This is a genomic window from Thalassospira lucentensis, assembly GCF_011806425.1.
GTDB lineage: Bacteria > Pseudomonadota > Alphaproteobacteria > Rhodospirillales > Thalassospiraceae > Thalassospira > Thalassospira lucentensis_B.
On sequence record NZ_JAATOV010000002.1, the window covers coordinates 743,615 to 764,533 of the forward strand.

General features: G+C 52.1%; 20 protein-coding genes. 7 read left to right on the forward strand and 13 right to left on the reverse strand.

Going from position 1 to position 20,919, the window contains the following annotated elements:
* Positions 1-18: 18 nt before the first annotated feature.
* The 5 genes from HCZ99_RS08945 to hutI all read right to left on the reverse strand — a co-directional run bounded on the left by HCZ99_RS08945 (position 19) and on the right by hutI (position 7,098).
* Positions 19-1,116, reverse strand: coding sequence for a TRAP transporter substrate-binding protein (locus HCZ99_RS08945; protein WP_167446577.1), 1,098 nt, complete (start codon positions 1,114-1,116; stop codon positions 19-21).
* 81 nt (positions 1,117-1,197) lie between these two features.
* Positions 1,198-2,883 (reverse strand): urocanate hydratase, encoded by a 1,686-nt coding sequence (gene hutU / locus HCZ99_RS08950; RefSeq protein WP_167446578.1) that lies wholly within the window; start codon positions 2,881-2,883, stop codon positions 1,198-1,200.
* Positions 2,880-3,683 (reverse strand): N-formylglutamate deformylase, encoded by an 804-nt coding sequence (gene hutG / locus HCZ99_RS08955; RefSeq protein WP_167446579.1) that lies wholly within the window; start codon positions 3,681-3,683, stop codon positions 2,880-2,882. The genes hutU and hutG overlap by 4 nt, the downstream gene beginning before the upstream one ends.
* Positions 3,684-5,261, reverse strand: coding sequence for a histidine ammonia-lyase (gene hutH / locus HCZ99_RS08960; RefSeq protein WP_167446580.1), 1,578 nt, complete (start codon positions 5,259-5,261; stop codon positions 3,684-3,686).
* A 589-nt stretch (positions 5,262-5,850) separates the two neighbouring features.
* On the reverse strand, positions 5,851-7,098 hold the full coding sequence (hutI, locus tag HCZ99_RS08965) for an imidazolonepropionase (RefSeq protein WP_167446581.1): 1,248 nt from the start codon (positions 7,096-7,098) through the stop codon (positions 5,851-5,853).
* An 81-nt stretch (positions 7,099-7,179) separates the two neighbouring features.
* On the opposite strand from hutI, the gene HCZ99_RS08970 reads away from it, so the two are divergent.
* From HCZ99_RS08970 to HCZ99_RS09000, 7 genes are all read left to right on the forward strand, one after another.
* Positions 7,180-8,556, forward strand: coding sequence for a formimidoylglutamate deiminase (locus HCZ99_RS08970; protein ID WP_167446582.1), 1,377 nt, complete (start codon positions 7,180-7,182; stop codon positions 8,554-8,556).
* Positions 8,553-9,350, forward strand: coding sequence for a GntR family transcriptional regulator (locus tag HCZ99_RS08975; RefSeq protein ID WP_368484243.1), 798 nt, complete (start codon positions 8,553-8,555; stop codon positions 9,348-9,350). Before HCZ99_RS08970 ends, HCZ99_RS08975 begins: the two co-directional genes overlap by 4 nt.
* 148 nt (positions 9,351-9,498) lie before the next feature.
* Positions 9,499-9,969 (forward strand): hypothetical protein, encoded by a 471-nt coding sequence (locus HCZ99_RS08980; protein WP_167446583.1) that lies wholly within the window; start codon positions 9,499-9,501, stop codon positions 9,967-9,969.
* A gap of 149 nt (positions 9,970-10,118) precedes the next feature.
* Positions 10,119-10,505: an Imm26 family immunity protein gene (locus tag HCZ99_RS08985; protein ID WP_167446584.1), complete on the forward strand. Its 387-nt coding sequence runs from the start codon at positions 10,119-10,121 to the stop codon at positions 10,503-10,505.
* Between the two features lie 674 nt (positions 10,506-11,179).
* Positions 11,180-11,599 (forward strand): hypothetical protein, encoded by a 420-nt coding sequence (locus tag HCZ99_RS08990; protein WP_167446585.1) that lies wholly within the window; start codon positions 11,180-11,182, stop codon positions 11,597-11,599.
* 620 nt (positions 11,600-12,219) lie between these two features.
* Entirely contained in the window at positions 12,220-12,681 is a 462-nt protein-coding gene (locus tag HCZ99_RS08995; RefSeq protein ID WP_167446586.1) for a hypothetical protein, read from the forward strand.
* A gap of 206 nt (positions 12,682-12,887) precedes the next feature.
* Positions 12,888-13,352 carry a hypothetical protein gene (locus HCZ99_RS09000; protein WP_167446587.1) on the forward strand — a complete coding sequence of 155 codons (465 nt, stop codon included), beginning with the start codon at positions 12,888-12,890 and terminating at the stop codon, positions 13,350-13,352.
* A gap of 134 nt (positions 13,353-13,486) precedes the next feature.
* On the opposite strand, the gene HCZ99_RS09005 is transcribed toward HCZ99_RS09000, so the two are convergent.
* The 8 genes from HCZ99_RS09005 to HCZ99_RS09040 form a co-directional block, all read right to left on the reverse strand.
* Positions 13,487-13,972 (reverse strand): GAF domain-containing protein, encoded by a 486-nt coding sequence (locus tag HCZ99_RS09005; protein ID WP_167446588.1) that lies wholly within the window; start codon positions 13,970-13,972, stop codon positions 13,487-13,489.
* Positions 13,965-15,275 (reverse strand): TRAP transporter large permease, encoded by a 1,311-nt coding sequence (locus HCZ99_RS09010; RefSeq protein ID WP_167446589.1) that lies wholly within the window; start codon positions 15,273-15,275, stop codon positions 13,965-13,967. Before HCZ99_RS09010 ends, HCZ99_RS09005 begins: the two co-directional genes overlap by 8 nt.
* A 49-nt stretch (positions 15,276-15,324) precedes the next feature.
* Complete coding sequence (locus tag HCZ99_RS09015) at positions 15,325-15,831, reverse strand: TRAP transporter small permease subunit (RefSeq protein WP_167446590.1); 507 nt, start codon at positions 15,829-15,831, stop codon at positions 15,325-15,327.
* Positions 15,832-15,903: 72 nt separating this feature from the next.
* A complete protein-coding gene (locus HCZ99_RS09020; protein WP_167446591.1) occupies positions 15,904-16,893 on the reverse strand; it encodes a TRAP transporter substrate-binding protein in 990 nt (329 codons plus the stop codon).
* 44 nt (positions 16,894-16,937) lie between these two features.
* Positions 16,938-18,173 carry a metal-dependent hydrolase family protein gene (locus tag HCZ99_RS09025; RefSeq protein ID WP_167446592.1) on the reverse strand — a complete coding sequence of 412 codons (1,236 nt, stop codon included), beginning with the start codon at positions 18,171-18,173 and terminating at the stop codon, positions 16,938-16,940.
* On the reverse strand, positions 18,158-18,826 hold the full coding sequence (locus HCZ99_RS09030) for a TetR/AcrR family transcriptional regulator (RefSeq protein ID WP_167446593.1): 669 nt from the start codon (positions 18,824-18,826) through the stop codon (positions 18,158-18,160). The genes HCZ99_RS09025 and HCZ99_RS09030 overlap by 16 nt, the downstream gene beginning before the upstream one ends.
* A 193-nt stretch (positions 18,827-19,019) precedes the next feature.
* On the reverse strand, positions 19,020-20,330 hold the full coding sequence (locus HCZ99_RS09035; RefSeq protein ID WP_167446594.1) for a TRAP transporter large permease: 1,311 nt from the start codon (positions 20,328-20,330) through the stop codon (positions 19,020-19,022).
* 9 nt (positions 20,331-20,339) lie between these two features.
* Positions 20,340-20,882 carry a TRAP transporter small permease gene (locus HCZ99_RS09040; protein ID WP_217701481.1) on the reverse strand — a complete coding sequence of 181 codons (543 nt, stop codon included), beginning with the start codon at positions 20,880-20,882 and terminating at the stop codon, positions 20,340-20,342.
* Between the last annotated feature and the right edge of the window lie 37 nt (positions 20,883-20,919).

Genomic DNA, 20,919 nt, shown 5'->3' on the forward strand with positions numbered 1-20,919 from the left:
CGCCGGTCTGCATCTTTATCAGAAGCCAAGTACCTTGGCGCGTGCATTCATCTGACCATTGTCGGCATAGGTCATGTACCCGCCGATCAGGTCCCGATAAGACACAAAGCTTTCGGTGACTTTGCGCGTCAACGCATCGTCGCTTTCGCGCAATTCGCCAATCACTTCGCCTGCGGCTTTGCCCATGGCGGTGATGACTTCGTCTGGCAGCTTGCGGACTTTAACGTCCTGCTCGGCGACCAGTTTTTTCAATGCCATCGCATGCTTGGTCTCATACTCGGTCCAGACTTCGTTATAAAGACTGTCACACGCAAATTTGACCACGGCTTTCAAGTCATCAGGAAGTGCGTCATATGCCTTGGCATTCACCGCGCATTCCTCAGCCGAGGACGGCTCGCCAACACCCGGCCAGTAGTAGTTTTTAGCAACCTGATAGAAACCAAGCGCACTATCCGACCACGGACCAATGAACTCGCCCGCATCCAACGCACCAGACTGCAACGCCTGGAACATGTCACGACCGCCCATGGCCTGAACTGCCATGCCAAGCTTGGCACACATTTCCGATGCCAGACCGGTGGTACGGAATTTAAGGCCCTTAAGGTCATCAACCGATTTTATCTCGTTGCGGAACCAACCGGCCCACTGCGGGCCAGAGTTGCCACACAGGAACGGTTTCAGGCCAAACTGGCCATACATTTCGTCATACAGTTCCTGACCACCGCCATGTGCCAGCCAACCGGCCTGTTCATCCGCACGCAGACCAAATGGCTGCGACCCGAACAACAGAATGCCTTTGGATTTTGATCCCCAATAGGCCGGAACAGCGTGGTAAATGTCGGCCGTTCCTTCGGCGACTGCGTCAAACACGCCATTGCCCGGAACAAGTTCGCCCGCCGCATGCAATTTAACCTCAAGACGACCACCCGAAAGGGTCGTAATACGATCCGCAAGTTTCTGCGCGGCAACGCCCGGCCCAGGCAAATTTTTCGGCCATGCGGTGACCATGTTCCACTGGCGTTTGTCTTGTGCAATTGCCGGGGTGGCGAAAGTCGCAGCCGCTGCGGCGGCACCAATACCGGCAACACCAGCGGTCAGGAAATCACGTCTTTTCATTTGTAAGCCTCCTTGATTAAACCCTTTTTTCCGATCCGCGGTGATAAAACACAACCAACGCGGATCGGTAAAGATCGTTCGTTATTTATTTAAAATACCGGGCAAGTTCAGTCCGTTTTCCCGCGCGCAATCCAGTGCGATGTCATAGCCCGCATCGGCGTGACGCATCACACCAGTTGCCGGATCATTCCAAAGCACACGACCAATACGACGCGCAGCATCGTCGGAGCCATCACAGCAAATCACCATGCCCGAGTGCTGTGAAAAGCCCATGCCAACACCCCCACCATGGTGCAACGAAACCCATGTCGCACCCGATGCGGTATTAAGCAACGCATTCAAAAGCGGCCAGTCACTGACCGCGTCCGAGCCATCTTTCATGGCTTCGGTTTCGCGGTTCGGACTTGCGACCGAACCACTATCAAGATGGTCACGGCCAATCACCACCGGGGCTTTCAGCTCGCCATTTTTAACCATCTCGTTAAAGGCCAGCCCCAAACGATGACGCTGTCCCAAACCGACCCAACAAATACGTGCTGGCAAACCCTGGAAGGAAATGCGATCACGCGCCATATCCAGCCAGTTATGCAGATGTTCATCATCGGGGATCAGTTCTTTGACCTTCTGATCGGTCTTGTAAATGTCTTCCGGATCACCCGAAAGGGCCGCCCAACGGAACGGACCAATCCCCTTGCAGAACAGCGGGCGGATATAGGCCGGGACAAAGCCGGGGAACGCAAAGGCGTTATCAAGCCCTTCTTCCAGCGCGACCTGACGGATGTTGTTGCCGTAATCGACGGTCGGAATACCGGCATCGTGGAAGGCAACCATGGCTTCGACCTGAACACGCATCGATGCACGTGCGGCTTTCTCGACCGATTTCGGATCGGATTCCTGTTTTTCGCGCCACTGCGCAACCGTCCAGTTTTGCGGCAAATATCCATGCACCGGATCATGGGCGGATGTCTGATCGGTGACGATGTCCGGGCGGACACCACGCTTGACCAATTCCGGGAACACATCGGCGGCATTGCCAATCAGGGCAACCGATTTGGCTTCACCCGCCTTGGTCCAGCGATCAATCATTTCCAATGCTTCGTCAAGCGAATGGGTTTTCTCATCGACATACCGGGTACGCAGACGGAAATCCGCACGGGTTTCATCGCATTCCACTGCCAAGCAACACGCACCGGCCATAACAGCGGCCAACGGCTGAGCACCGCCCATGCCGCCCAAACCGCCGGTCAAAATCCAGCGCCCTTTAAGGTCGCCGTCATAATGCTGACGCCCGGCCTCGACAAAGGTTTCGTAAGTGCCCTGCACGATGCCCTGTGACCCGATATAAATCCATGACCCAGCGGTCATCTGGCCATACATCGCCAGACCTTTTTTATCGAGTTCGTTAAAGTGATCCCAATTGGCCCAATGGGGCACAAGATTGGAATTGGCAATCAAAACGCGCGGTGCATCTTTGTGGGTTTGGAAAACACCAACCGGCTTGCCCGACTGCACCAAAAGCGTCTGGTCATCTTCCAGTTCTTTAAGGCTGGCAACGATCTGATCGAAATCTTTCCACGTGCGGGCCGCACGGCCAATCCCGCCATAGACCACCAATTCATGCGGATTTTCGGCAACATCAGGATGAAGGTTATTCATCAACATGCGCATTGGTGCTTCGGTCAGCCAGCTTTTCGCGGTGATGTCGGTCCCGGTTGCCGGGTAAATATCGCGCTGATTATGACGTGGATTGTTGCTTTGATTGGTCATGACTTACCTCGTAGCGCTGGGGCCAATGCGGCCAATGTTTGAAGAATTTCAGAAAGATGCGTGCGCAGCTTTGCCGCCCGCACAGCGTCATAGGTCCAAGGTGCTGCCTCGGCCTCAAGATAGGTGGATTGGGCAAGTTCCATCTGGATGGCGTGCTGATTGATATCCGGGCGGCCATAATGGCGCGTGGTCCAGCCGCCTTTGAAACGGCCATTCAACACGGATGTATATCCTTCGGCCTGCGCACAAATATCCTGGGTCAGGGTTTCAATCGTGTGATCACAGGTCGCCCCCATATTGGTGCCGATATTAAAATCAGGCAGGGTACCGTCGAACAAAAACGGGATGTGGGAACGGATGGAATGGCAATCATACAAAATCGCAATGCCATGCTTTGCGCGTACACGTTCAAGCTCCGCCCAAAGGGCCGCGTGATAGGGCGCGTGGAACCGCTTGGCGCGATCGGCGATATCATCCTCGGTCGGTGCTTCGTCCCAGATGTTTTCGCCATCAAAATCGGTCAACGGCACCAATGTTGTGGTGTTTTGACCGGGATATAAACTTACCCCCGCCGGATCGCGGTTGGCATCAATGACATACCGATGGAATGTCGCGCGCACTGTCGTCGCACCGTCCAAAACCCCATCATACAGGGTATGAATATGCCAATCGGTATCGGCCAATTCCCGGCCGCGATCATTTAGTTTGGCGGCAATATCATCGGGCACGTATGTCCCGGTATGGGGCAGACCCAAAACAATCGGGCTATCGCCCTGTTTGACTTCAACTGGATCGGTCACTTATGCCTCCTGCCCGACAACAAAGCCCGAAAGCTCGGCAGTGTTAACAAGTGTTCCGTTGGTCACCAGTTCACCGGCCTTGGCCAGATCAGGTGCCATATAACGGTCTTGCTTCACGGTCGGGATATCGGTGCGGATGGTGTTTAAAACATCCTGCAACCCGGCACTGGTTTTAAGCGGGGCTCTAAACTCAACGCCTTGCGCCGCACAAATCAGCTCAACACCCAGAATATAAGACAGGTTTGCATTCATCCGTGCCAGGCGGCGCGCCCCGTGGGCCGCCATCGACACATGGTCTTCCTGATTGGCACTGGTCGGGGTGCTATCGGTCGAACACGGGTTGGCAAGATGTTTGTTTTCACTCATCAGGGCCGCCGTTGTGACCTCGGCAATCATCAGACCAGAATTAAGGCCCGGCTCCGGCGTTAAGAATGGTGGCAAATCATGCGAAAGTGTTGGATCAACCATCAAAGCCACGCGGCGTTGCGCAATGGCCCCGATTTCGGCGACTGCAAGGGCGATCTGATCGGCGGCAAAGGCAACCGGCTCGGCATGGAAATTACCGCCCGATACAATCCGACCATCTTCTTTAAGCACCAGCGGATTATCGGTCACCGCATTGGCTTCGATTTCCAATGTCTGCCCGGCAAAGCGCAGCAAATCCATCGCCGCCCCGGTGACTTGTGGCTGACAGCGGATGCAATATGGGTCCTGAACGCGGGTGTCGCCTTCGCGGTGACTTTCGCGGATTTCCGATCCATCCATCAAATCGCGCATGGCGCGCGCCACATTGATCTGGCCCGGATGGCCCCGCAATGTGTGGATTTCATCAACCAGCGGCGCGGTTGACCCCATGATGGCATCGGTCGAAAGCGATGCGGTCACGATCGAACTTGCCGCATTGCGCCATGCCGAAAACAGCCCAACCAACGCACAGGCGGTCGAAAACTGCGTACCGTTAATCAGGGCCAGCCCCTCTTTGGGGCCCAGAACCACTGGCATCAAACCAGCCTTGGCAAGGGCATCGGCACCAGACATGGTCGTGCCCTCAAACACCGCCTCGCCAGCACCAATCATCACGGCGGCCATATGCGCCAAGGGGGCCAAATCACCCGATGCGCCGACCGATCCTTGCGATGGCACAACCGGGGTTACGCCCTTTGCCAGCATGCCTTCGATCAGATCGATAATGTCCCAGCGCACACCTGACGCCCCACGACCCAGCGAAAGCAATTTCAACGCCATCATCAACCGCGTGGTCGCGATATCAAGGGCTTCACCCACCCCGCAACAATGGCTCAGGATCAAGTTGCGTTGCAGGGTTTCGGTATCTTCGGATGCAATCTTGACCGATGCCAGTTTGCCAAACCCGGTATTGACCCCATAAACGGCCGCATCGCCATCGGCGGCGGCACGGACCATGGCGTGTGCTGCTTCAACCCCATCCTTGGCGGACGGATCCAGCTTAACCGCACTTTGACTGCGCCAGATATGTTCCAGATCGCGCAATGTCGCGGTTGCCGGAACCAGCGTCAGCGTCTCGCCTTGGTGTGAATTTGAACTTTCGGTCGCAGTCATGAGGCATCCCTTTAGATACAATGTTGTGGGGCTTAAATTCGGCGCTCAAATTTTGATCAAACTGTGCGGCGCCGTTTCAGAACTTGTAGGCGGATTTTGGTGGCAAAGCCTTATGGGCGGTCTTAGTGGTCAGTCTTAATCGTCGGCTCTTATCAATCGGTCTTGATGGTCGTCTTTGCAGCGGCAAGGTCTTTATGGTTCGGTCAACATCGTGTAGTCGTTGCGACCAAAGCCCGGTGTTCGATGGTCAACATTCGGTCTCAGGTATCAGCCCCCGATTGGTCCAAGCGCTCTCATCGGCAAATTCACCTCTGGTCGCTGTGATCGACGATCAATGACCGGTCTTCGTCTGCACTTCCTAAGCGTTACGTCACTCCATCTCGTTCGTCGCCACTTACAAATAGCGGCTTAATCCGTGTCGCGTCGTCATTCACAAGTGGCGGTCTCAATCCACGAACCGGACGACATTCACAAACCGAACTTCGCAGCAACACCCGCAATTTAACGCTTCACCGGTTCGGCCCTGCATTACCCCCTCTGGCATGACGTCGCCCTAAGCAAAGAATTAGGCGCCAACATACCGATTGAGTTAGCTAACTAACTTCCTAACTAACTTCCCAACAAAAACCCCACCAAAAATCCGATCAAACAGCGGATTAAACCCGATGCGATAGGAAAGCTCTGCCGGGTGGGTCACATCCCAAATCGCCAGATCGGCGCGCATACCTTCCTTGACCTGCCCGGTATCGTCCAAGCCAAGCGCGTGCGCGGCATGAACCGTTGCGCCGACCAGCGCTTCCTCAGGCGTCATGCGAAACAGCGTGCAGGACATATTCATCGTCAGCAAAATCGACATCAGCGGGGATGTGCCCGGATTGCAATCAGTGGCCACCGCCATTGGCACGCCATGCTCGCGAAACGCAGCAATCGGCGGCAATTGGGTTTCATGCAGGGTGTAAAACGCGCCGGGCAAAAGAACCGCGACCGATCCGGATTTTGCCATCGCCTTGGCGTCTTCCTCGTCGGCATATTCAACGTGATCAACCGAAAGCGCGCCAAAGCTTGCCGCCAATTTGGTGCCGCCGATATTCGACAATTGCTCGGCATGCAGTTTGACTGGAATGCCAAGGTCGCGGGCGGCCTCAAACACGCGTTTAATCTGATCGGTGTTAAAGGCAATCCCTTCACAGAACCCATCAACCGCGTCCACCAGCCCTTCGGCGTGCGCTGCGCGCAGGGTCGGGATGCAAACCTCGTCAATATAACGGTCTGGTTCGCCTTTAAATTCTGCGGGGGTGGCGTGCGCACCAAGGAAGGTGGTTTTGATCCGCACCGCACGGACATCTTCGATCTTACGTGCCGCGCGCAACATGTTGAGTTCGGTTTCACGGTCCAGGCCGTAACCCGATTTAACCTCAATCACCGAAACACCCTCTGCCAAAAGCGCATCCACACGTGGCAGTGCAGTTTGCAAAAGTTGATCGACATCCGCATCGCGCGTTGCCGTCACGGTTGAAACGATCCCGCCACCGGCACGGGCGATTTCTTCGTACCCGGCCCCTTCAAGGCGCATTTCAAATTCCACCGCACGATTGCCGCCATGGACAACATGGGTGTGGCAATCAATCAATGCCGGGGTGATCAGACGCCCTTCAAGGTCGTGATAGGGGAATTTTTCGCGGTCTTGGAATTCTGCTGGGATGGCATCGTTGTCACCGACCCAGACGATCTTATCGTCCTTGATCGCGACCGCGCCGTTATTCCTCATACAATAAGAAAATCGGTCCGCGTCGGACGTTTTATCGATGGTTGCGATTTTTGCATTTCCCAGCAACATGCGAAGCATCACCCCTTGATAAGTCTGTTATTAAATATAATATGTCTGCACATAATATTTCTGTCAAGACGGGTATAAGCAATGACGGTTCTTTGGGCAAATCAGGCACTTACCACCAACGGCTGGGAAAATAACGTTCGACTTGAAGTCGACGAAACCGGCAGAATATCAAGCATTCAGGCCGATTCCCCTTCCCCAAATGACGCCAATGTCACCCGCACGGGCATCTTGCTGCCTGCTGTTGCCAACCTGCACAGCCATGCGTTCCAACGTTCCATGGCCGGATTGACCGAAAAACGCGGTCCAGACCCGCGTGATACCTTTTGGACATGGCGGCAATTGATGTTCCGCTTCTTGGATCAGCTGACCCCTGATCACGTGCAAGCCATTGCTTCCTTTGTACAAATGGAAATGCTCGAAGCAGGATATGCCAACAATACCGAGTTCCATTACCTGCATCATCAACCCAGTGGCGCGCCCTATGACAATATCGGCGAAATGGCCGAACGCATTGCTGCCGCCGCCGAAATCACCGGCATCGGCCTAACGCTTTTGCCGGTGCATTATCAGTTTGGCGGCTGCGACAAACGTGCGCTTGGCGCGGGCCAAATCCGCTTTGGCAATGACCCCGAACAGTTCGCAAAGCTTTATGATGCCTCGGTTAAGGCCGTTTCGCATTTGCCGTCAGACACCCGCATGGGGGTTGCCCCGCATTCGCTGCGCGCCGTCGGCCGCGAGGATTTACTCGCCACCACCAAGCTTTCCAAAGACGGCCCAATCCACATGCACCTTGCCGAACAGGTCGCCGAAGTCGATGAAGTGCACGAATTCTGGGGCAAACGCCCGGTCGAATGGCTGCTGGAAAATGCGCAAGTCGATGAAAACTGGTGCCTGATCCACTGCACCCAAATGCTTGAGCATGAAACGCTGGGCCTTGCCAAAACCGGCGCGGTTGCAGGGCTTTGCCCGATTACCGAAAGCAGTCTCGGCGATGGGATTTTTGATGGTGTGCGCTATCTTGGCGCGGATGGCACCATTGGCATTGGATCGGATTCCAACATCCGTATTTCACTGTCTGAGGAACTCCGAACCCTTGATTACAGCCAACGCCTGCGCGACAAATCACGCGCCGCCCTGGCCACCCCGGAACAATCCACCGGACGGCGCCTGTATGAAGCTGTCGCCAAAGGTGGCGCACAGGCTGCCGGCCGTCATTCGGGTAAGATCGAAGTTGGCGCCCTGGCCGATTTGATCGCGCTTGATGGCGATGCGGTTGACCTGATCGGCCGAACAGGCGATACGATCCTTGATACATATATCTTTGCCGGAGATGATCGCATGGTGCGTGATGTCTGGTCCGCGGGTCGCCATGTTGTGACCAATGGCCGACACATCAATCATGACGCCATCACGACAGAATATCGTAAGGTCATGGAACAATTGAAGGCATCGGTGTGAGCACCAAAACCCAAGATACGCTGCAAGACATGCCGCACGCAGCACCCGAGGCATCCTTAGACGCCACCCCTGGCGCCGCGTCAAGAACGTGGCCGGAGGCAAGCAGCCAAACAAGCTGGCAAAGCGTGCATGCCGAAGTCCTGCATCGTATCCATACCCGGCAATGGAAGCCGGGTGACCTGATCCCCAAGGAAGTCGAACTGGCCGAACAGCTTGGCTGTGCGCGCGCCACGGTCAACCGTGCGCTGCGTGAATTGGCCGCAGAAGGGTTCTTGGACCGCCGCCGCAAGGCCGGGACACGGGTTGCCACCCATCCGGTGCGCCGGGCCAAACTTGATATCCCGGTCATCCGGCTTGAAATCGAAGGCCGGGGACAGAAATATGCCTATGGCCTGCTGTTTAGCGAACGCCGCACCCCACCGCCGGAAATTTGCACCAATTTGCGGGTCAGCCCAGATAGCGACATGCTGCACATCACGTCGCTTCATCTGGCAGACGGCAAACCGTATATGTTTGAAGAACGCTGGGTCTCGGTCGCGGCAACCCCAGAAATTGCCAATGCGGATTTATCAAAAATCAGCGCCAATGAATGGCTGGTCCTGCATGCGCCCTACACCAAAGGCGACATTTCATTTTCCGCCGTGCTGGCCTCCGAAACCGAAGCCAAGGTGCTGCGAACCCAAAAAGACGCACCCCTTTTCCTGATTGAGCGCACCACCTGGAACGGCGACCACGGCATCACCTCCGCCCGCCTGCTGTTTGCACCAGGCTATCGGATGCATTCGGCGATCTAGGGATGATCGTGCAAAAATTTAAAGGGGCTTGATGCACAAAAATAAATCTGTCCCCTTTTATGCGCAAGTGTCCCCAAAGCTACGAGCAAGCGCTGATTCGAGGCAAGGAATTGCTTGATAGCGTTGATTATCAATGGACGAATTGAACATGTTGAAACGCAAGACAGTGCAAGTTGGAGATATCTTCCAGATTTTGACTTCTGAGGGAGTCTGCTACGGTTTGGTCACGCACACGCACCCTAAGTGGAAGTTTGTTGTTGCAATATTTCGAGAGTTTTTCTCGAAGCCGCCAAAAGACTTTGCGGTTGTGGTTTCAAAAGAACCTCAATTCATTTCAACTTTCCTGATTCAGCACGCTGTACGGCAAGGATTATTTGCTTTGGTTGCAAACGTGCCTGTTCCTTCGCACCTCAGCGAATTTCCCACCTTTAAAGGGACAAACAATCTCAAAGGTGATGAGACTATGTGGTTTTTCTGGTCGGGTGATAAGCAGTGGAAAGTGCAGCGCCCCCTCACCGAAGAAGAAAAAAAGTATCCTGAAGGCCCTTCATTTCCAAGCGCGCCACTTTTGATTGATATGATTGAAAAAGACTATCGCGTAGAGAGGGATTACATATAATTCGGAGAGACCTTTTGACCCGACAGAGGGGATAAGCCCGTCACAGTCCCGGTAAAAATGGGACTGCCCCCTTTTATGCGCAAGAGTCCAAACAGCTACGAGCAAGCGCTAATCCGCGGCAAGGGATTTTTAGAAAACGTCAAACACAGATGGGCGAACTAGAAATGCTGAAAAGAAAAACGGTCAAGGTAGGCGATATTTTCCAGATACTTACAGCCAAGGGGGTTTGCTACGGGCAAGTAACCCATACGCACCCAAAATGGAAATTTGTGGTTGCAATTTTCAGAGATTTTTTCACGAAAGAACCCGTAGATTTCAACGAGGTTGTCATTCAGCAGCCTCAACTGATCACAACGTTCTTAATTCAGGATGGTGTAAAGAGAGGTTTTTTTCCCCTGGTTGCAAACGTCGATGTTCCGCCCCACTTACGCCAGTTTCCTACCTTTCGATCCACAAACAACTTAAAAGATCCCGATGCATTGTGGTTTTTTTTGGTCTGGAGGGAGGCAGATCAGAGTCGAGAGACCGTTAACTGAAGAGGAGAAAAAATATCCTAAAGGCCCTTCATTGCCCAGCGCACCACTTTTGATTGATATGATTGAAAAAGACTATCGCGTAGAGAGGGATTACATATAATTCGGAACTCCCGAAAGCTACCCCTAATCCTTTGTACCCGGAGATGGAAAAATTCCGAATATCGGATGGGCCATGTTATATGGCGATAAGTTTTCGCACGAAGTTGACGCAGCAAAGATCTCTTCTGCGGGCTTTCCTGTTCAGAAAATCCGGGGTGGATATCTGGTACAGGTGACGGAAGAAATTAACGACGTGGCCGATGACTCCCTCATGCTCTAAAAGCATCGCACCGAACAGAAATCATTGCTCCGCGATGACCTCTTCCTAATCAAAGATGAGCCGACAGGATAAAAGCGACCCGTCAGCTTTTTCATTCAAGCCATAAGAGTTCGGCGAGCCGGCCCTTCTTTGCTGCCCCCCATAAAACGCGATTATTATCTTCAGCCAACTTGTCGCATCAAAAGCGGCATGACAAGGAGGGCGGCTAGTTGGGTGACGTCGTTAAGGTCAGAGGCGGCAATAGGCGCCTTGGGCGTGCAAAATACTGAACCGCCGAGCGATTGGCGCTTATCGCCCTTGCTCTATCCGGCGCCGACACTCCGCAGACTGCACTTTAGAAACAGCAAAAAGCCTAATGTGGCTGATCAGCAATCTTGATAAACTTCCTTCTGCGATGGCTTACTCTGTTATTGACGCATCGAAACAGGCGCAAGCAGCGCACGAAGCCGGTAACTTTGAAGAAGCCCGGGAAATCGCAGGGGAACTTCAGTTTCAGTTACTGACCACAATCAACACCGGGGTAGATGTTGGCGAGACAGTTGCTGCTGCTGGAAAGAAGCTTATCCGGGCGGAAGACATTGACACTATAACCGATACTCCAGCAGGCACTCTCAATCCCGGAGAAACCGACATTGAGGCTGTAGGCTTGTCTTACTATGATCAGCTCAAGAAGGCAGACGGTAGTGGTTGGGATTGGCCGGATAATTTTGCGTTTGAATCTACCTCCGCAGAAGCAATTCTGCCTATAGGAACTCGTATCGATAGATATGACTGACCAAAAGGAGCCTTTATGTCACCCGAAGGTATTCCGCTCGAACAAAGATCTATGGCACCACGAAGTAAATCAGAGACCTTATAGGTATATAAATTAAAGAAAGAACTTGCCGTTAACCAAGCACAAGATTCACTCGCACTTGATCAACCGGGAGGTTGGAATACAGGTTTTGCCTAACCTCGGTGAAAAATTGAATGTGCAATGTTTACCCGATAACCGTTATTTAAAAAGGGTAAGCTAAAATGATAACATCTATAAAAGAAATACAATTGATAGCCTCTCAACTGGCAGATAAAATCGACGCCCCTCAGGATTCAACTAGAATATTTGATTCATCACTACAAAACGAAAATCCTCACCCAAAAATAAAAGGTGAATAATTTCACTATATTTGTGAAGAGAGAGGCTTAATTATACATGAAAATAAAAATAGAAAATGAAATAAAAAAATACTACAAATCAAAACATTCAAATAAATAATTTAGGGAAAAGGGTTGAAGCATCACCCCCACTACCTCAAAAAAAGGGGGCAGCCCCTTTTCCTGGAAAAACAAATCGGCAGAAGGTCAACAATGCAACGTTCAGAGTAATGGAATTATTAGACAACATGGATGTTCTATATGAATTTTATATCAAAGTTAATTAAATCCATATATATCGCCATAAAAATTAGCAATTCTTGGGAGGCAACTGCTAAGGGAAATTTAGAAAGAGCAAACAAAGAAATAGACAAAGCTTTCAAGATTTACAAAAACCCACTTCCACACGACCTTGCTTTCGCAGGGTATGTAAGATACCGCGCAATGCGATTTGACGATGCAGTTCATCTATACGAAAAAGCACTAATATCAATCGATTCATCAACAAAAATAAACCACGATACAAAAAACTATCTACGCATTTACATTCGAAAACCTATGGCCATTAGCCTTTCAATAATTCAAAAAAGAAGTGAATACTTTGATAATATTTATAAAAAAGAATTTAACATTAACTTGAAAAATGTTCCAGATAGAATCAAGACTATACACAGAGTCGAGGGCATGGAAACAGAAAGAACTATCAATTTAATAGATTATTAATTACTTCAATTTCTGTTTAAATAATAAAAAACCGTTGAACTGACTTTGGGAATCGAACTTGCTGTAGTGAGTAAAAAAGGACAGATTTATTTTAGGGATATTTTGCAAGTTTCCTGATCTCGTCGACCTCTGCTCGGAAAAATAAATCTGTCCCCTTTTTCCTGGTGCGGAATTACTCAGACAGCATAATTACCCTGGGTTCTAGAATGGCAAAGAAAATACTGATTGGTGATGTGATCCAAATACTGACTTCAAGAGGTATCGCATACGCTCAATTCACACATAAGCACCAAAGATTTGGAGCTCTTCTGTCTATTTTTGAGGGATTTTATAACGAAGCCCCCAAAGATTTCTCCTCCATCGTTTCTGGCGCCCCTACATTTCAGACATTTTTTCCTCTACAGCCTGCATTAAACGAGGGATTATTCTGTGTTGTTGCAAATGTTGCAGTGGCGGACCGAAACAAACCATTCCCGACGTTTCGTTCCCGTGTAATTGGAGCAGATGGCCAACTTGGCCCTTGGTGGCTTTGGGACGGTCAAAAAGAAGAAATGCTGACAAGAGATTTGACTGATACAGAAAAACATTATTCTCTTCGTGGAATAAGCAGCGCCCCGCTATTAGTCGAAAGAATCGAGAGCGGTTATCGACCTGAGACTCACTCTATTTAACATTAAGGGGACAGATTTATTTTCCACCCCTAGAAGCACAATCCCCGCCCCTATTCGCAATTAATCACAGCGCGCCCTACTCCAAGAGACCGATCCTTTTTGACAGCCCTCGCTATAGGACACCATCACAATAATCAGCCGAGTTTTCGCAGCAAAAGTGGCGCGACAAGGAGGGCGGTTAGTTGGGTGACGTCGTGAAGGTCAGAGGCGGTATAGGTGCCTTGGGCGTGCAAGATGCTGACTGCGCCGACGGACTGGCCGTTTGCCACTACGGGCGCACTCAGACAGGATGAACATCCGACACTTTTGATCAGTTTATGATCAGGAAAGGCATCCTCCATGGCGGCTTCGTCTTTGCCAAACCATGGGGTTTGTTCGCGCAAAACGGTTTGACCCCATTTGGTTGGTCCCATTTTTTTGCCAAATGGGACCGGGTATTTTTCCGGATTATTCGACCAGACCCGTTCACACAGATCATCCCCCTGCCCCCAGGCAAAGAAGGTCATAAGGCGCGGATCGAAGCGTTTGATGAAGATGTCCGCGACACAATCAAAAGAAGACTGGGGCTGATTGGTTGCCCCGTATCCCGCCGCCAATTGGCCAAGGTCAATATTAATCATAAAGCGAACTCGGCAACCAAAGAGCGATGTCAGGGAAAACAACAAGAAGAGCAATGGCAATCAGCATCAGAACGAAAAACGGCAGCGCGTAAATCGCAACACGGCCAACCGATTGCCCGGTTAAGCTTTGCAAGATGAAAAGGTTAAACCCGACGGGTGGGGTGATCTGGCCCAGTTCGACCGTGACAATCAGGAAGATGCCAAACCATACCGGATCAATGCCCGCCTGCATGGCAAGCGGAAGGGTGATCGGCAGGCTCATGACAATGATCGACACGCCATCAAGGAATAGTCCCAGCACCAGATAAAACAGGGTCAGAACCACAATCAGCATCACCGGAGACAGATGCAAACTGCCAATCGCAGTTGCAATTTCGGTCGGAATATGCAGATAGCCCATCGCGGTTGAAAGAAACGCCGCGGCGATCAAAATCGAACAGATCATCGCACTGCTGACCACCGCCCCAAGCAAGGTTTCAATCAGCATCGCGATCGAAAACTGGCGCAAGAAAATCGTGATCACAACCGCGCCAAACACGCCAACGGCGGCGGCTTCTGATGGGGTGGCAACGCCGGAATAGATCGCGCCCAGCACAATCACCATTAACGAGATGATCGGCAATAAATCAACAATCGCCCGGCCGAACAAACGCAATTCAAACGCCATATCGGATTTTGGCGCAACAGTTGGTCGGATCAGGGCGCGAACCGCGATATAAGACGAAAATAAAACTGCAATCATAATGCCGGGAAGCACACCCGCAGCGAACAGGCGGCTGATCGAAACTTCGGCAAGGATGCCGTACACAATCATGACAATTGATGGCGGGATCAGAAGACCGAAACTGCCCGCCCCCGCAAGAGAGCCCAGCGACAAGGATTGATCGTAGCCGCGCTTGGACAGTTCGGTGGTGGTGATTTTACCGACCGTTGCGGCCGTCGCCGCGCTTGAGCCACTGACAGCGGCAAACATCGTGCAGCCCAAAACATTGGTATGGAGCAATCGACCGGGCAGCCAATTTACAAACGGGGTTAGCCCGCGAAAAATACGATCCGAAATATCGGTGCGGAAAATGATTTCCCCCATCCAGATAAACATCGGAATAGCCGCCAATTCCCACGTCGTCGAGTAACGATAAACAATGTTGGCTGCAATCGTGCCAATGCGCCCGATATCCATGCCGGCAACAAGTGCCAAGGCGGTGCCGCTGACCATCAGCAGGCCCACGAATATCCAGACCCCCATTCCAAGAAACAGGAAGATCAGGCACAGGACCAATCCTGCGGAAAGAAGTGCATCCATGATAAAATTCGGTCTCCAGTTACGCGTTCAATGCCCGAAAGGTTGCGTTTTATGATCCCTGGGTGTTAGCGGTTTGATCGGCCATGAATTGGCGCATCAAAAGTGCAATCAGCTGTAAAAACAGCAGGCACAGGCCAACAAGAATAACCCCTTGAGGAATCCACATCGGGACTTCAGCAATGCTGCTGCTGACCGAGTGACGAGACCAGGCGCGTGCAACACGCACCCAGATAAATGAAATCAGAACCGCGGTAACGCCGAGCCCAACAAGGCAACTAAACCCTTCAAGCAGCCTGCGTTTTCCCCCCGTCAGATGACCAATCAGCAGTTCGACCCGAATGATGCTTCCGCTACCAAGCGCGTATGGCAGCGCCAGAAACGTCGCAGCGGCCACGCCATAGCCAACCATTTCATCCATGATGAAGGTCGAGCTGTCAAAAAAGGTGCGTAGAACGATTTCAAGCAGGATAAACGAGACCATGCCGACCAACGTCAGCGCCGCAAGGGCAGCACCGAGCTTGCACAACTTATCGATCAGTGTGACGAGGAATTTCATATTTCAACCGGTTCTGGAGCGACGGGCATGGATAAAAATCCATGCCCGTCAAAGGTTCATAAAGAGGCAGGATTACTGCGCGCGCATCGCATCGTAGCTATCAAGCAGAGTTTGCGCATCGTCGCCAACGCGTTCTTTCCATGCTTCGACCTGCGGGGCAGCAGATGATTTAAGGAGCGCCAGAAGTTCTGGCGAAATGTCCTTGGTCACCGTGACGCCATTTTCAGACAGTTCGGCGTAGTTGTCCTTAACCCGGGTTTCCAAAGCAGCCCAACCAAATGCTTCTGCTTTCTTGGCGGCATCAAGAACAGCTTTTTGTTCTTCGTCGCTTAGATCGTCAAACGTATCGCGGTTCATGTGGGTAACCTGCAACGGCAAGGCATAGTTTACTTCGGTAAAGTCCGACAGATATTCCCAGAACTGCGAACCAGCGCCGCCGTCTGCCGAGGTCAGGACAGCATCAATGCCGTTGGTTGTCAGCTGCGGCACGACATCGCCCCAGCTCAGCTGAACCGGCGAAGCGCCCGCATTCTGAAGCGTTTTGGTACCCGGCGTATCAAAGGTACGGATTTTCAAACCTTTGAGCGCATCAACACTGCTGATCGGCTGTTTGGCCCAAAAGCCCGAAGCCGGCCACGGTGCGGCATAGAGGAAGATCTGATTGTCACCTTCAAGCGCCTTTTCATAGAAAGGCCGGGTTGCTTCATAGAGCTTTTTGGTGTCGTCAATCGAGGTTGCCAAGAACGGCAACGAAGAAACGAGGAAGATCGGGTTAATGCCCGACCACGCGCCGGAAAATGACGATGCCAGCTGAACCGCGCCATCACCAACAGCATCATAATGGTCAACAGACTTATAGCCCAAAGCACCACCGTGGTGGACGGTAACATTCACGTCGCCCGACGTTTCATCGGCAAGTGTTTTGGCGAAGAAATCGGCGGTCTGCGCGTGAATGGAGCTGACGGGATATTCGCTGGACATATCCAGATTGACATCGGCATGTGCCGTCGCCGCGCCCAAGCCAAGTGCGATTGCAAATGCCGGAAGGGTAAACTTGTTCATCGTGGAATCCTTTTGTCTTTAAATCGAGCAATCACAGGCAGGCGTTAAAGCGCGCCCGCATCTTTGAAGACCCGTCCGCCCTTCATAATGAACGGAATGTGTGCGCCCTGATCGGTCAGCAACGAGAGATCTTCGAGCGGGTTGCCATCAACAACGATCATATCGGCAAATGCACCCGGGGCGATAACACCGATTTCGCCTTCTTTGCGCAAAACTTTGGCGGCATCAATGGTTGCCGAACGAATGACGTCCTTGGCCGGCAAATAACGACCACGCAGCAGGAATTCTTCGGATTGGTGATCATGCATTTCACCCAAAAGGTCCGAGCCATAGCCCATGGTCACACCTGCTTCGTGCAGATAGGTCAGGCATTCCAGCCCGGCCCCACGGACGTCTTCGATCTTGGCAACGGATTCCGCACCCAAACCAAAGCGCGCGCCATCACGTGCCAAAAGGTCATAAGTAACGTTGGTTGGAATAACCACCGCACCGGCATCGCGGATCATTGGCGCGGTTTCGCGTTTAATCAGGTTGGCGTGTTCAATGGATTCAACACCGCATTCAAGCGCGCGACGAACCGCTTCGTCGGTGTAAAGGTGGCCCGATACATACATCTGGGCGTTTTTGGCTTCTTCAACGGCGGCTTTAAGTTCATCACTTGAAAACGCAAGGATCGCAATCGGATCAGTCGGTGACGAAACACCGCCATTTGCCATGACCTTAATGAACTCAGCACCGCCTTTGATCTGATCGCGGGCCGCGCGGCGTACTTCGTCGACACCGTTGACCACAACGCCAAGCGATCCAATCTGGTCCTGATAATAGTCAACCGAACGCAGGCTGTGACGGCCGCGGTAATCGGTGTGACCACCGGTTTGCGAAAGGGCTTTACCACAAATCACCAAACGCGGTGCAGCCAGACCATCCTGTTCGACGGCCTCGACCAAACCATAATCGGCACCGCCAAGATCGCGGACCGTGGTAAAGCCGCGCATCAGCATCCGTTCCATGATTTTGGCCGAACGCAGCGCCACCAAAGAATTCGGAAGATCAGCATTACGGCCAAGATTTGTCGTCGTGGCAATAACATGCACGTGGCAATCGATCAGGCCCGGCATAAGGGTTTTGCCGCGCAGGTCGATGACATCGGCCGAGGAAGACGTCGCATCCGGGGACACTTCGACGATTTTGTCATTTTCGATCAGGATGTTTTGCGGTTCCGTCGGCTCGGCACGAGAACCATCAACAATACGAGCATTTTTAATCAGTTTGAGTGACATGCGGCTTCTTCTGTTTTGGTGGAACGAGGAGAACTTTCAAACCCAAAGCCATTGGCAAACATTTGCCGAAGCAAATGACGCCAAAGGGAGAGGATTTCATCGAAATAGTCAGTGTCCGAACGGACAATGGTCTGTGCCAGCGTCCCTCTAAACAGGCACATCGTGGCATTGAGCGCGATTTCAGCATGCTTGGGGTCAGCATCATATCGGCGCGAAATCATCGCCCATATTTCATTCAGGGAACTGTGAAACCCCTGAATGACCGGCACCAATCGCGTCTTAAACAACGCGTTGTGCCGCATTTCCGGCAGGTATTCCAACGTCATGTAAAACAGGCCATCCGCCATCAGGCGCCACAGGTAATCAATGATGTCGTCGACGGTAAGATCGCGACCGGCATTCTGTTCCATGTAGCGGCGGGTATGTTCGATGGACTGTTTGAGCTGATGCTCGATCGAGGCAATAACGACGTCTTCCTTGGTGGCGTAATGATGCGTCAGTGCGCCACGCGACACTCCGGCCTCTTTGGCAATCGCGGTTGTCGTTAACCGGGAATATCCATCACGCAGCAAAAGCGTTGCCGTCGCCGTCATGATCCGACGACGGGTATCTGCACTTTTTAAAACTTGCGTTTGGTGGATCGTTTCAGTCACCGGGATACCTTATGGCAGGCGTGTTTTACCGTTCGTTGGGGTACATTAGTTGGTCAGAAATAAAACAAACAGTCAAGGCTGTTTGTTTTATGAATAATCAAGAAGATGCCTCTGCCGCCCCTGATTTTCCAATATTGTTCGACATATTCAAACGGGTGCCCCCTGACCACGCGAACGCGTCAGGGGGATTATTTTAGCGATATGCGAGGGTCGGCAGCCACAAAGACAGGGCTGGAATCAGCATCAAAATCAACAAGGTCAAGAAGTCCATCGCAATGAACCACCCCACCCCACGGAACACTTGAGGTAAGGTCACAAGATCCCCCAAGGCCCCCTTGATCATATAAACGTTCAAGCCGACCGGCGGAGTGACAAGACCAATTTCAAGCAGCTTGATCAAAATGATGCCAAACCAAATTGGGTCCAGTCCCGCACCATGCACCAATGGCAAAATCAGCGGCAGGGTCAAAAGCAACAGTCCAATCGAGTCAATCAACATGCCAAGCACGACATAGATCACCGTCACCGCCAGGAATATCCACCATGGCTCTGAACTCACCCCCAAGACAGCATCGGAAAATGCTGCGGGAAGGCCACTGAGCGCCAAAAATCTGGTGAAGAAGACAGAGCCAATCAGAATGACGAAGATGCCCGTGGCGGCAACGATGGTGTCACACAGAGATGATTTGATTGCCTTCCATGTCAGCGTCCCACGGAATGCAGCAATCAGTGCAGCGACAAAGGCGCCAAGCGCACCGGCCTCCGTCGGGGAAAACAGACCTGAGAAAATCCCGCCCAGCACACAGAAAATCAAAACCGGCAATGGCCAGATGGTTTTAAGCGCGGCGCGTTTTTCTTCGCGGGTTGGGCGTTCGACAACCGTGCCAGCAAGGGATGGTTTAAGTTTCACCCGCGCCATGATCATGCCGATATAGACAAGTGCGGACAGCACACCGGGGATGAACCCGGCCATAAACAACTGCCCAACAGATACCTTGGCGTACACACCATACAGGATCAAAAGCACACTTGGCGGAATAAGCGACCCCAAAGTGCCGGACGCAGCAATGGTCCCAGTCGCAAGGCCCTTGTCATAGTTGTTGCGCAGCATTTCAGGCACCGCGATGCGCGACATCGCCGATGCGGTTGCGACACTTGAGCCAGCAGCAGCGGCAAAGAAGGCGCAGGCACCGACACTTGCAATCGCAAGCCCTCCGGGCAGACGCGACAGATACAATCGAAGGGCTTCGAACAGCCCCTTGGTCATGTTTGTCGATGAACAGATAAAACCCATCAGCAAGAACATCGGGGCGGCCGTCAATTCCCACTGGCCGACATATTCAAATGGGGTGGCGGAAATCGTCCCCAATGCGACGTTTATATTGAACATCGCGGCAATGCCACCGATGGAAACCAGCCCCAAGCTTAAACCAATTGGCACCCGCAGCGCGATCAAGCCAAGCGCAACAAGGGTACCAATGATCCCAATATCAAGATTACTCATTATACCCTCTTACAAAGCACGCCAGCGCGTTACCGCCTTTAACAGGTTGCACAAAATGGCCAACAGGCAGCCAAAGAAACCAATCGGAAGCGCCCATCTGCTGGGCCAGACATAAAACAGGAAATTGGACATGATCGTTTCGTACGACTGGGTCGCACGGATCGCATCAACCGTGCTTTGCCATGCCAACAAACCAAAAAACACAAATCCGGCAAGGCAAGCGAAGATGTACAAAACGACCTGCACCGATCGGGGCATTTGCATCACAAACAGATCGACCCGGATATGCTGATTTTTCAGTTCAACATAGCCAAAGGCGAGGAAAATCGCGCAGACCATGTAGTAGTACGAAACGATTTCAAGCGTTGCAGGAATGCCAATATCCGAGACATTGCGAAGCACGACATCCGCCGTGACATGGAGCATCATCAGGACAACGAAAATCGCCGCGACGGCAAGAAAGGCTTTGTTAAGCCACGACACACAGCGAAAGAGGAGACCGGTATCGTCGTCGTGAACGTCGACCGGCATGTCATTTGTGGTTGAAGGCATAGGGAAAGCTCTGCTTTATGTCGAAAATGAAACATCA

Bases quoted from the DNA above. Each gene is read 5' to 3' on its own strand.
- HCZ99_RS08945 (WP_167446577.1), bottom strand. From the start codon at position 1,116: ATGAAAAGACGTGATTTCCTGACCGCTGGTGTTGCCGGTATTGGTGCC.
- hutU (WP_167446578.1), bottom strand. From the start codon at position 2,883: ATGACCAATCAAAGCAACAATCCACGTCATAATCAGCGCGATATTTAC.
- hutH (WP_167446580.1), bottom strand. From the start codon at position 5,261: ATGACTGCGACCGAAAGTTCAAATTCACACCAAGGCGAGACGCTGACG.
- hutI (WP_167446581.1), bottom strand. From the start codon at position 7,098: ATGTTGCTGGGAAATGCAAAAATCGCAACCATCGATAAAACGTCCGAC.
- HCZ99_RS08970 (WP_167446582.1), top strand. From the start codon at position 7,180: ATGACGGTTCTTTGGGCAAATCAGGCACTTACCACCAACGGCTGGGAA.
- HCZ99_RS08980 (WP_167446583.1), top strand. From the start codon at position 9,499: ATGTTGAAACGCAAGACAGTGCAAGTTGGAGATATCTTCCAGATTTTG.
- HCZ99_RS08985 (WP_167446584.1), top strand. From the start codon at position 10,119: ATGGGCGAACTAGAAATGCTGAAAAGAAAAACGGTCAAGGTAGGCGAT.
- HCZ99_RS08990 (WP_167446585.1), top strand. From the start codon at position 11,180: ATGTGGCTGATCAGCAATCTTGATAAACTTCCTTCTGCGATGGCTTAC.
- HCZ99_RS08995 (WP_167446586.1), top strand. From the start codon at position 12,220: ATGAATTTTATATCAAAGTTAATTAAATCCATATATATCGCCATAAAA.
- HCZ99_RS09000 (WP_167446587.1), top strand. From the start codon at position 12,888: ATGGCAAAGAAAATACTGATTGGTGATGTGATCCAAATACTGACTTCA.
- HCZ99_RS09005 (WP_167446588.1), bottom strand. From the start codon at position 13,972: ATGATTAATATTGACCTTGGCCAATTGGCGGCGGGATACGGGGCAACC.
- HCZ99_RS09010 (WP_167446589.1), bottom strand. From the start codon at position 15,275: ATGGATGCACTTCTTTCCGCAGGATTGGTCCTGTGCCTGATCTTCCTG.
- HCZ99_RS09015 (WP_167446590.1), bottom strand. From the start codon at position 15,831: ATGAAATTCCTCGTCACACTGATCGATAAGTTGTGCAAGCTCGGTGCT.
- HCZ99_RS09020 (WP_167446591.1), bottom strand. From the start codon at position 16,893: ATGAACAAGTTTACCCTTCCGGCATTTGCAATCGCACTTGGCTTGGGC.
- HCZ99_RS09025 (WP_167446592.1), bottom strand. From the start codon at position 18,173: ATGTCACTCAAACTGATTAAAAATGCTCGTATTGTTGATGGTTCTCGT.
- HCZ99_RS09035 (WP_167446594.1), bottom strand. From the start codon at position 20,330: ATGAGTAATCTTGATATTGGGATCATTGGTACCCTTGTTGCGCTTGGC.
- HCZ99_RS09040 (WP_217701481.1), bottom strand. From the start codon at position 20,882: ATGCCTTCAACCACAAATGACATGCCGGTCGACGTTCACGACGACGAT.